Annotated in this window: 8 protein-coding genes; 3 read left to right on the plus strand and 5 right to left on the minus strand. The window is 54.3% G+C overall.

Annotation, left to right across the window (positions count from 1 at the left end; genetic code table 11):
- Window positions 1–141 precede the first annotated feature (141 nt).
- From ATY27_RS06505 to ATY27_RS06515, 3 genes are all read left to right on the plus strand, one after another.
- Entirely contained in the window at window positions 142–3,207 is a 3,066-nt protein-coding gene (locus ATY27_RS06505; protein WP_208932096.1) for a TonB-dependent receptor, read from the plus strand.
- Window positions 3,208–3,331: 124 nt separating this feature from the next.
- Entirely contained in the window at window positions 3,332–4,879 is a 1,548-nt protein-coding gene (locus ATY27_RS06510; protein WP_208932095.1) for a tryptophan halogenase family protein, read from the plus strand.
- Between the two features lie 5 nt (window positions 4,880–4,884).
- Window positions 4,885–6,396, plus strand: a complete 1,512-nt coding sequence (locus ATY27_RS06515; protein WP_244151439.1) for a tryptophan halogenase family protein — start codon at window positions 4,885–4,887, stop codon at window positions 6,394–6,396.
- A gap of 61 nt (window positions 6,397–6,457) precedes the next feature.
- Here the strand turns inward: ATY27_RS06515 and ATY27_RS06520 are convergent, their stop codons facing one another.
- From ATY27_RS06520 to ATY27_RS06540, 5 genes are read right to left on the minus strand one after another with little or no spacing between them, the layout of a single operon-like run.
- Window positions 6,458–7,966: a tryptophan halogenase family protein gene (locus ATY27_RS06520; protein WP_208932093.1), complete on the minus strand. Its 1,509-nt coding sequence runs from the start codon at window positions 7,964–7,966 to the stop codon at window positions 6,458–6,460.
- Between the two features lie 59 nt (window positions 7,967–8,025).
- Complete coding sequence (locus tag ATY27_RS06525) at window positions 8,026–9,060, minus strand: alpha/beta hydrolase fold domain-containing protein (protein ID WP_208932092.1); 1,035 nt, start codon at window positions 9,058–9,060, stop codon at window positions 8,026–8,028.
- Window positions 9,057–10,652, minus strand: coding sequence for a GMC family oxidoreductase (locus ATY27_RS06530; protein ID WP_208932091.1), 1,596 nt, complete (start codon window positions 10,650–10,652; stop codon window positions 9,057–9,059). Before ATY27_RS06530 ends, ATY27_RS06525 begins: the two co-directional genes overlap by 4 nt.
- The gene (locus tag ATY27_RS06535) at window positions 10,652–11,101 is read right to left on the minus strand and encodes a hypothetical protein (protein ID WP_208932090.1); all 450 of its coding nucleotides are present in this window, start codon (window positions 11,099–11,101) and stop codon (window positions 10,652–10,654) included. The genes ATY27_RS06530 and ATY27_RS06535 overlap by 1 nt, the downstream gene beginning before the upstream one ends.
- Window positions 11,102–11,116: 15 nt before the next feature.
- On the minus strand, window positions 11,117–12,079 hold the full coding sequence (locus tag ATY27_RS06540; protein WP_208932089.1) for an acyltransferase: 963 nt from the start codon (window positions 12,077–12,079) through the stop codon (window positions 11,117–11,119).
- Window positions 12,080–12,091: the final 12 nt, after the last annotated feature.

Below are 12,091 nucleotides of genomic sequence, written 5' to 3' on the forward strand. Positions count from 1 at the left end.
AAAATCAGTCTAAAAAATCAGCGAATGGGGTTTGCAAAGTAAATTTAATTTGTGTATGTTGAGATTTAATGACAGCGTTGTCATTGCAGGACAGAAAAAATTCATCGCACACGAAGAAAAAAACAGGAATGGGAGAAGCTTATGTCGCACAATAAAATGAATAAATGTGCCGTAGCAGTCAAACTGGGTCTGATGGTTGGTACTGTGGCGTTTACAGCGCCGGTATTCGCTCAGCAGGCACAGGCTGATGGCGCGCAACAAAAAGAACAACAAATCGAAGTGATCCAGGTTCGCGGTATCCGTGCCAGTACTGCCGCTTCAATTAACACCAAACGTTTTGGTACTTCACAGGTAGACGGTATCACGGCGCAAGACATCGGTAAGTTACCGGACGTCACCATCGCAGATTCACTGCAGCGGATCACCGGTGTGCAGATTGAACGTGTGGCAGGTGAAGGTGGTCCGGTGGCGATCCGTGGCTTACCACAAATTGATACCACACTAAATGGCGAAGTATTTTTAAGTGCGACGACGATTGACTCTTCGCGTGCCGACTACGGTGATCTGCCATCACAACTGTTCTCTGGTGTTGATGTATTTAAATCTGGCGAAGCCAAACAAAGCGCCAAAGGCATTTCAGGTTCGATTGATTTAAGAACCCGTCGTCCATTTGATATGGAAGAAGGTTTCACTTTTGCCGGTGGTGCTGAAGCCACCCGTGGTTCTATCAGCAAAGAAACTGATCCGTCAGTCAACGGCCTGTTTTCATTCCGTGAAGACAAATGGGGCGTGCTGGTTTCAGCCGTGACCTCAGAAGCCAATCTGGCGACCGACTACAACGGTTATTTCGATACCTCTGAAAATGGCGGTATCGGTGCAGCTAACAACAACCATACCTGGGGTGCTAACCCGCGCGGCGATAAAGTCCGCCACGTTGTACCACAAGGTTTTGCCGCTTTTAACAAGCAGGAAGAGCGTGATCGTAACGCGTTCCAGGCATCTTTCCAGGCTGAAGTGGCCAGCGGTTTTGAACTGATCGCTGATTATTTCTATACCGATCAGGAACGTTTTAACGCCCGCAGTGGTTTCTCACAAAACAACCGCTGGTACACGTTCAATGACTATGCATTCCCAACTGCCAATGGTCGTACCGGTGACAAATTCACGGACAAAGATGGCAATGCGTGGGAAGCTGTCAATGCGTTCCAGCTGCGTCCATGGCGGATGCAGTCATTCACTCAGGTGAATATCAACGAAGAAAAATCACGCAACCTGAACCTGCAACTGAAAATCGATCAGGGCGGCCCGCTGAAAGGCGACATCCGCGTGACGCGCGCTGACGCATCACACACCATGCGCCACGGTTACGGTGAAGGCGATATGCTGAGCATCGACAAAGGCACCCTGGTGACAGGCCCTGGTCAGTTCTCACAAGGCGCTAACTGTAAAAACGGTGAAGCCATTGTTGGCGTGAACGGTGGCTGTTTCGCCCGTTTCTCACCAGGTGGTATCGAAGACAACAAGTTCCTGCTGACTTATGACGCGTCAGGCAAACACCCGGTATTCGGTGGTTTTGATCAAATCGTTAATGGTGGCGCTGGCGCACGTAGTGTTGCGGCCTACATGGCAGATCTGAATTCTTACCACATCGGTGCGTTCTCTTCAGAAGGCAACACTGATACCAATGGTGAAATCAATACTATCAGCACCAAATGGAACTATGAGTTCCAGGAAGGCTTCGTGAAGAGCGTCGATTTCGGTATCCGCGCACTGGAACGTGCGGTTGACCGTGCTGACTTCACTTACACATCAGATTTCGGTAATGGCTGTGATATCGCGCAGTGGAAAGCGGTGGATCAGTACATCAACTCAGCAGGCTGTGAAGGCAATGCTGCAGCGGGTGAAAAACTGAAAGTTGATACTGTGTTTGATGGTCAGGTGATCAAAGCGGGCACCTGGATGCCATACACACTGTTAGGCCCAACTCGTCTGGATAAATACACCACAGTGTCTTATCAGACTAACTTTGGTGGTGTACAGGGTATTCCGGGTGTTTGGGTGATTGATCCAAATAACTTCCGTGACCCACGTGCATTCCACGAAAAAACCTTCGGTAATGTGAAGCGCGTTGAAAACGCTGGCGCCAGCTATGATGTTGGTCTGGATGAATTCAACTACTTCGCACAAGCCAATTTCGAACAAGGTATTGTCAGCGGTAACTTCGGTATCAAAGTGATTGAAACCGAACTGTACGTCAAACAAAACCTGACTGGTCAGAACTTACCACACAGCGGCCTGGCACCAGATGCCGGTGACGCAGTGACAACCCGCACCTACACGGACTACCTGCCATCATTGAACGTCAATGTTGAAGCGGCAGAAGATGTGATCCTGCGTGGTGCGTTCTCGAAAAACATGCAACCGCTGGACCTGATGGTCTGGGGGGGCGGTAAGTCGGTCGGTATGACCATCGACGGCAGCTGTAACTGTCTGCGCGTACGTAACGGCAACCTGACTGGTAACCCAAGCCTGAATCCATGGCGTTCAGACAACTTCTCGTTGTCAGCAGAATACTACATGGGCAGCGCGTCAATGGCTTACCTGTCGACTTACAAAATCGACATCGAAAGCTTCACGAAGAGCGGCGAAATCATGGTTGATGAGCCGGATCTGGACGGTGTGAAACGGGGTCCGTGGCCATTCACCACACAAGTTCAGGGTGACGGCGGCAACGTGACGGGTCTGGAGATCGGTGGTCGTCTGGCATTGAATGACGTGCTGGATGAAGGCAGCTTCCTGTCGCACTTCGGTTTAGATGCGAACTATACGCTGAGCAAATCGAAACAAGACAAAAAAGATGTACTGGGTAAAGAGTTACCATTCCCAGGCATGTCAGAAGATACTTACAACTTTGTGGTGTGGTATGAACAGGGTGGTTTCTCAACCCGTCTGGCATGGAACTCACGCAGCCCACGTCTGATCACTCAGGGTTCAGATGCGGTTGGCGGCCAGTCACTGTATCAGGACACGTATTCACAGTTAGATCTGAGCGTGTCATATGATTACGACGACATGACCAGCTTCTATGTGAACGGTTCGAACATCACTGAAGAATTCCAGCAAACTTATCTGGAATTCGAAAGCCAAAAAGCTTTCCAGAACGTGTATGAAGCACGCTGGACTGCCGGTGTACGTGTGAAGTTCTAAGCGCAGTTGATTGCTAAAAAATAAAACCGTCGCAGCCTCTGCGGCGGTTTTTTTTCAGCAGAAACTGCAATAAGGTAGCACTGGCAAGTGCAGCAAATTCACAGCAGACAGAGCAACAATAATCATGCAAAAAACTACAATAAGAACCATTGTGATTGTCGGTGGCGGCACAGCCGGCTGGATGTGCGCCGCGGCGCTTTGTCAGCATTTTTCTACGCCCCAATTCCGGGCTCAGCCGGTACAGATCCGGCTGATTGAATCGTCGGAACTGGGTACAGTCGGGGTGGGGGAATCGACTATTCCCAGCATCCGCCGGTTTTACGCCAGGCTTGGCCTGACCGATCCGCAAGTAATCGCGGCGACCAAAGCGACCTGTAAACTTGGCATCGAATTTCGCAACTGGCGCACTGTTGGCAGCAGTTTTATCCACCCGTTTGGTCTGTTTGGCCAGCAGGTGCAGGATGTGCCTTTTATTCATTGTTATCTCAAAGCGCAGCAGCTCGGTGACACCACGCCGCTGGCGGCTTATTCACTCGGCGTGAATCTGGCGCAGCAGAACAAATTTTGTTTACCGGCGCCACAGCCGCAATCGATGCTGAGTATTTTTGACTGGGCGCTGCATTTTGATGCCTCGCGCTTTGCGGTGTTGATGCGCGAATACAGCGAGGCCCGCGGGGTAGAGCGCACTGATGCAATGATCGACCAGGTGCTGACCAATGCCAATGGTATTGAGGCGCTGGTGTTACAAAGCGGGGAAGTGGTCAAGGGCGACTTTTTTGTCGACTGTACCGGCTTTAAAGGCATGCTGATTGAAGAAGCACTGCAAAGCGGTTACGAGAACTGGTCGCAATGGTTGTTCTGCGATCGGGCCATTGCGGTACAAAGTGAAGTCAGCGGTGCGCCGGTGGCACGCACTAAAGCAACCGCCCACAGTGCCGGCTGGCAGTGGCAAATTCCGTTACAGCACCGCCATGGCAATGGGTATGTTTATGCCAGTGCCTGCATCAGCGATGATGAAGCCACTGCAACTATGTTGTCGCATGTCAGCGGTCAGCCACTGCACAACCCACGCCAGTTCCGTTTTACGCCGGGCCGGCGCAAGCAAGCCTGGGTGAAAAACTGTGTCGCGCTTGGGCTGGCGTCCGGATTTCTCGAGCCGCTGGAATCGACCAGTATCGCCCTGATTGAAACCTCAATTGACCGGCTGCTGCAAACCTTCAGTACGCCGGCTTATGATCAGACCGATATCGATCGGTTTAATGAAGTCACCAAGCTCGAATACGAACGGATCCGTGACTTTATTATCCTGCATTACAAAGCGAATCAGCGCGATGATGCGCCGTTGTGGCGACAAAGCCGGGCCATGACATTGCCACCCGAGCTGGCGGACAAAATGCAGGCCTATCAGGATCATGCAGAGGTGCCGCGGCTGCCGTGGGAAATCTTTGGTGCGGACAGCTGGCTGGCGTTGTATGACGGCCTGGGGGTTAAACCCGGCGCCTTTAACGCCAGAGCCGACAGTTTGCCGCCACAACAGTTATTAGCGCAGTTACAGCAGATGCGTGACTACATCAGCCGGACCGTGCAGGCGGTGCCGGAACATCAGGAATTTTTACGGCGTTTCTGTGGCTATCAGAGCATGCCGCAAGCAGTAGCAGGGGCCAGCAAGTGAACACAATGACAGCACAACCGATTGAAAAATTTGTCATCGCCGGTGGTGGTACCGCCGGCTGGATCGCCGCAGCAACGCTGGCGCGGATCTTTGCTGGCAGTAATGTCCGTATTGAGCTGGTGGAATCAGCAGAGATCGGTATTATCGGTGTCGGCGAAGCGACGATTCCGCCACTACTCGCCACGTTGGAGAGCCTTGGTATTGATTTGGTTGAATTTATCAAAGCGACCCAAGCCACTTTTAAATGGGGCATTCGTTTTGAAGACTGGCACACTAAAGGACAAGGTTATTTTCACCCCTTTGGTGTATTAGGCAAACAAATCGATGGCCATGATTTTTATCAGTGCTGGTTAAAATGCCGGGCGATGGGCGATCCGTCGTCGCTGATGTCTCATTCGCCTGAAGCGGTGCTGGCCGAAGCCAATAAGTTTTTCCTGCCACATCAGGCTGTCAATACGCCGCTGGCGATGGCGCAATACGCGTTGCATCTGGATTCGGCATTGGTCGGACAATATTTACGCCGGTATGCAGAAAACCTCGGCGTGGTGCGCCACGAAGGTAAAATCGCAGCGGTGCAGCAGCATCCTTGTGGCGATATCAAGGAATTGCTGCTGGATGATGGCCGGGTATTAACTGGCGAGTTTTTTATCGACTGCACCGGCTTTCGTGGTTTGTTGATTGAACAGACATTAAAAGCCGGTTACGAAGACTGGTCCTATATGCTGCCTTGCAACAGAGCGGTGACGGTACAGACTGAAAATGTCGCAGATCCAAGGCCTTATACCATCGCCCGTGCGCAGGATGCCGGCTGGACCTGGCAAATTCCACTACAACACCGTGCTGGTAACGGGTATGTGTATTGCAGTGATTTTATCAGCGACGAACAGGCGAAACAGACGTTGTTGCAGACAGTTGAAGGGACACCGCTGATCGAGCCACGTGTGATCCCTTTTGTCACCGGCATTCGCAAACAACCGTGGCAACGCAATTGTTTGGCGCTCGGACTGGCACAGGGTTTTCTCGAACCGCTGGAATCGACGGCCATTCACTTAGTGTCAAAAACGCTGGCGCTGTTTGTGCGGATGTTCCCGGACCGGGGTGACAACAGCGCGCTGCGCAATGAATTTAACCGCCGGGTGTACAGCGATTATCAGGAGATCCGCGATTTTCTGGCACTACATTATTGCGAAACCAACCGCAGCGACACCGAGTTCTGGCGTTGGTGTCAGCAGATGCCGGTCTCCGACAGCCTGCGCTATAAACTGGATTATTTCCGCCACAGCGGCAGCATTATTCCGGGCGCCGAAGAGTTGTTCCAGCCGACCAGCTGGTATGCAGTATTCACCGGCATGGGCGTGCTCCCGACTCGGTATAACCCAACCGTTGACGCGCTAAATGCGCAGAAACTACAGCAGAGCCTGCAGGCTGGCCAACAAGGTATTTTGCGTTATGCGCAGACACAGCCGTCACACGGCGATTTCCTTCGCCAATATTGTGCGGCGCCAAAGCTGATGTGAGGGCGTACTGAGCCCCGGCGCCTGAAAACGCAAGGGGTTCAGCAATCTTGCATCTGATGGTTCAGAGCGGCGTCGCGGCGCAGTGGCGGCTGATAAAGTCCTGATGACTGACGGCCGAACCTGCGGCTTGTTGGATCGATTGCTTGAGCTGAGTTAGCCGTTGTTGCATCAGGTCTAGCGGCACCTGACCGGCTCTTGGGTCATAGCCCTGCGCCTGAAACCGATAGCCGTTGTACATCGCCAGCCAGCTGGCGCCTTTAAACGATTCCTGATCATATTGCACCAGATGACCGCGTTCGCGGTACAGGTCCATTTTATGCTGCAGAGTATCCGGTACCTGCATCGCGGCGCAGTAACGCCAGAATTCAGAATCGCGCCGGTCAGTCAGTTTGTAGTGCAGGATCAGGAAATCACGGATATTTTCCAGCTCGGCATTATGCAGCCGGTTCACTTCGGCAATCGCGGCAGGGGCAAAATCCTGATCCGGGAAAAACGCCTGCAGTTTGGCCAGCGCCGTCTGCACCAATGAGATGCTGGTGGATTCCAGAGGTTCCAGGAAACCACTGGCAAGACCGAGGGCAAAACAGTTTTTGTGCCAGATCACGTCGCGCCGGCCCGGCGTAAAACTTAGCTTGCGCGGGCTGTTCAGTACTTCACCTTCGACCGTATCCAGCAATGTCTGCCGGGCGGATTCGTCACTGCAAAAAGCGCTGGCATAGATGTGTCCATTGCCCATCCGGTGTTGCAATGGGATGCGCCACTGCCAGCCGGCATCCATCGCGATCGAACGGGTGTAGGGCAGGATCGGACCGGTACGGACCGTTTGGACCGCCTGCGCCGCATCACATAATAACCACTGTTGCCAGCTTTGATAGCCGACGCCCAGCGCTTCGCCGAGTAACAGACTGCGAAAACCGGAGCAGTCGATAAACAGTTCGGCACTGAGGGTTTCGCCATTATCCAGCACCAGCTGATCAATAAAACCTGTGGTCGGCTGCAGCACGACCTGACTGATCTCCGCATCCAGGTGTTTGACGCCGGCGGCCATCGCATGTTGTTTCAGGTAGGCCGCGTATAACGAGGCGTCAAAGTGATAGGCATAATTAAAATCGGCCAGTGGCGAGCTGGGCTGCGGGTGCGGCTGAGCAAATTTGTCGTGCCGCGCCAGCACGCTGGCAAAAGAATAGTCTTCAAAATTCACCGGATGGCCAGCCAGTGCCAGCCGGTTCAGATAATGATGAAAAGCGACCTGATCGATTGGCAGACCAAAATCAGAAAATGGATGGAAAAACCGGCTGTCCTGCTGATACCAGTTTTCGAACTGGATCCCGAGTTTAAAGCTCGCCTGTGTTGCCTTAATAAAGGCAATTTCTTCCAGGCCAACCTGATGATTAAAATGCACGATGCCAGGAATAGTCGCTTCGCCCACGCCGACGGTGCCGATCCGGCTGGATTCGATTAAGGTGATCTGTAAAGGCTCTGTTCTGGTCATCCGGGCCAGGCTGATCGCTGCCATCCAGCCGGCGGTGCCGCCGCCAACAATTACAACCGACGAGATGGGTTTAGCCATGACTGCTCTGCTTATAAAATGAAAATGACAGCTTATTTAGCATTGCACTGACAGCGTTGTCAATCGCTGTTGCGGCACTGCTGGTGCTGGCCTTGTTGTGCCGGCGGCACCGGCAGTTTTTGCGCCAGAAAAACTGCCATTTGTTTGAGCAACAGCTGTGTTTCCGGCGCCTGCGGCAACGCAGCGGCAAAGACATGCAGCATGCCATCATACAGATCCAGCTGCACCGGAGCGCCGTTGTCCGCCATGCTGCGATATAACCGGATACTGTCGCTGAGCAGCAGCTCACGACTGCCGCTTTGGATCAATGTTGGCGGAAACTGCGCTGAATATTGTGCATAGACTGGTGACACCCACGGATGTTGCCAGTCAGCCGGCGCGGCATAGGCCGCCGCCGCCCGGGCCAGGTGACGTGGATAACTGAAATAGGGATCGTCGCCACGCAGACTGTCCCGGCTGTCACCGGTATTGCCAAGTTCAGCCCAGGGCGACCATAACAGCAGCGCCTGCGGCGGCTGCTGCGTGCGCAGGGCCATTACTGTCGCGAGGTTTGCGCCGGCAGAATCGCCAAAATATACCAATCCATGCGGATACAACGTATTCAGCTCGCTGGTCAGCTGCAACAAAGAATGTTGGATCCGCTGCCATTGCTGCTGCGGGGCTTTGGCATAATCCGCTACCAGCACCTGCATACCCAGCCGCCGCGCGACCCGGGCGGCCAGTGCACTGCTGCTGTGGGCACTGCCCAGCGTAAAAGCACCCCCATGCAGGTACAGCAGCACCTGGCGGTAACACAGCTGCGGCGGGGTCAGGGTCAGCACTGTTATACCGCCGATAGTCTGCTCAGCCAACGTCACGCCACTGCGCTGTATTTGTGCAAGCGCAGCGGGCCGTGCCGCATGGTCAAGTCGCTGCCGCAGTGCCAGCCAGGCCGCATGATCACCAGGCTGGGGAAACGACGGCAAAGCGCTGAGTGCCGGCAGTTGTTGCCGGTATGCCGCTGCGGCTGCCGATTCCGCCTGAGCCGGTGCCACGCTGCTACATAGTGCCAGCAAGCCTATTCGCTGCAAGGCTGACTGCCAGCGGCGACTCATGCTGCGTTGAGCCTGTTAATCAGATGATCCGCCAGCCGCAAAGCCAGTGCGGCTATCGTCAGGGTAGGATTAACACTGGATCCACTGGCAAACACAGTGCCGCCATTAAGGTACAGATTCGGATGGTCATGTGCGCGGCACTGCGCGTCCACCACCGACTGGGTCGGATCTGTGCCCATGATGGTGGTACCGAGCGTGTGCGCATCCGAGCCCATATGCATATCAATCTGGACTTCAGCGCCTATGGCTTTAGCGATCTGCCGGTATAGTTCTGCACTGTGCTCACAACTTTTGCGGGCATAGTCGTCGACCCGCCAGTGCACCACCGGCAGCGGCAGGCCGAGCACGTCTTTTTCGGTCGGATGTAACGTGATGCGGTTGTCCGGATGTGGCAACTGTTCATGTTGTACATAAGAGCTGAACCGTCTGACCGCCTGATGCCGGATCGCCTGGTTCAGTGCTTCACCGGTCAGGCCCTGGTCAATTAGCGCTTCGCTGACTGGTTCGAGCTGGTTGCCGTTTAAGATCGAGAACTTTTTTGCGCCCATCTGCCGGCGAAAATCGCCATCCATAAACTGGGTAATGCCGGTGATACCAATAGGACCACGCCCCGCGTACACCGGAAAACTGCAGTCAAAGGTGGCGTAAATGTGCGGGTGGTCCATCAGGTTACAGCCGACCAGACCTGAACTGTTGGCAAGACCGGCCGGGCTGTGTTGGCTCACCGACATCAGCAGGATTTTGCAACTTTCGATCGCATTGGCGGCCAGTACATAACAACGCGCTTGCACCTGATGGCGCTGGCCGGCCGGATCGAGATAAAACAGGCCGTTGATCTGACCGTCGGACTGATCCTGCAGCTGATGCACGATCGCGTTATAGCGAATTTCGGCACCGGCTTGCAGCGCTTTGGTTAATGTCATATCGGCGCAGTATTGCGCACCAATGGGGCAGATCGGCACACAATTGTTATTGCCACAGCACGGCGGCCTGTTGTCATACAACTGACTGTTGCGTGCGACCGGCTCCTGAAACAGCTCCATGCCGATGGCCTTCAGCGGACCGGCCAGCACCTGATCCATCACTGAAAACTGTGGCGGTGGCATCGGGAAGGCACTGCTGCGCGGCAGGTCCAGATGCGGAATGTCGCGGCCCGATACGCCCATTTCGCGTTCTGCTTCGGCGTAATAGGTTTCCAGATCGTGATAGCTGATCGGCCAGTCGCGCCCAACACCATAATGTTGTTGTAGCCGGAAGTCTTTGGCTGGGATGCGCCACGACGCTGAGCCCCAGTGCCAGGTGGTACCACCGGCGGCGCGGATATATGTGGTGTCGTAAGACTGTGCCGTTGACGTCAGATAGGCCGGATCGCCAATCGGATCGGCCTGACGGGCATGCGGCTGGGCCGGATAGGGCGCCATCGAATCCCAGCGTGACGAAGCACGGTGGCGGCTGGCCAGCTGGTGACGTTCCAGGCGCGGACCGGCTTCGAGGATCAGCACTTTCAGGCCGCTGCGGGCGGCTTTCCAGGCGGTCATGGCGCCGGCGACACCAGAACCGACTATCACGACATCATAAGGTTGTTGCGACATCAGGACACTCCTTCCACGCTGTGCCAGAAATTCACCGGACCGTGGCAGGTCAGCCGGGCTTTATACAGTTTTGGCAGCAGCTGGCGACAATAACCACCGTCCGGGTCATACCGGCCATCCGGCCGGCCCGGCAGCTGTTTGCCGGTATATAAAGCGCGGCTGATTTGCTTCAGCAATGGCCCGGCTCCGGCGTCTTTTAACCAGTTCGCCGCCGGATCTGCCGCGACTAAAAAACCAGCCAGCGTCTGGCGTTCCGCCGCGGTCAGATCTTGCCAAATCTGCGGCAGATGCTGCTGCAGATAAGGTGTTGGTATCGCCAACAGTTGCTGCAGCCGCTGTTGTAATAACGCTGCTTCGGTCGGGGCGGCCAGAGCCCAGCCAGCCCAGGGCAGAGTGGCGGCAGCCAGTACGGCATGTAAGCCGGATTGCAAAAATATACGACGGTCCATAATCACCTTGTGTTGTTAACTGACACGGTCTGTACTCAGGGTGGCGCGTTGCCATTTACTGAGCAGTTGTTGAAACAGCAGGTATAAATAAGCAGCCGCCATCGAACCAAGCACGGAACCGGCGTATTTGCCGATCGAGCCCTGTGGCACATTCAGCAGGTGCAGCAGATAGTTAAACCAGGGGTGGATCAGATAAATAGTGGTGGCCATTTGTGAATACAGCCTGGAGCGGCCCGAACTGACGGATGGCAGTCCCAGCGCCCACAGGAACAGCACCGGCGCTGCCAGCAGGGCACTGAGTGGCAGGTCGTACCCGACCACCTGCTGATGTTGCTGATAATTCAGTGCAGCCTCGATCACCAATAAACTCAGTGCGCCCAGCAGCCACAACAGCGGAAAACGGCCGGGTAAGCGGGAGATGCCTTCGCGCCGCAGCAAAAAACCAATCAGTACAAATGGAATACCGAAAAACAACGCACTGCGAAAATACAGATAGCCATTTTCCATCGGCAGCCACTGATAATTGGTACCGTACTGCAGCAACACGCCAAACAGATACAGACTGACCGCCCAATAACTGAGCTGACGGGTACTGCCGCGCCGGATGAAATAAACGGCGATGACCGAGACCACCAGCGCGGACAGGTACCATAAATGGTTATAACCAAGCAGTAAGGTGGTTAAAAACTGATCGGTCTGCGTCAGTGCCTGGTCGGCATAAAAATACAGATAGATCAGTTGCCAGCAGGTAAACAGCATAAACAGCTGCGACACTATGGCCGTAGCCTGGCCTTTGCGGATGCTGTCATACAGGTAGTAGCCATTGATAATAAAAAACACCGGCACGGCTACCCGGAACAAGCCCTGTGCCGTCAGCACCCCCCACAACTCACTGTGGTAACCGATACTGGCGCAATGGATCCCTATCACCATCAGCGCCATACCAAACTTCAGATAATCTAAACCGCTGTTTCTCATCAGGATCTCCTT

Source organism: Rheinheimera sp. F8, from assembly GCF_001518915.1.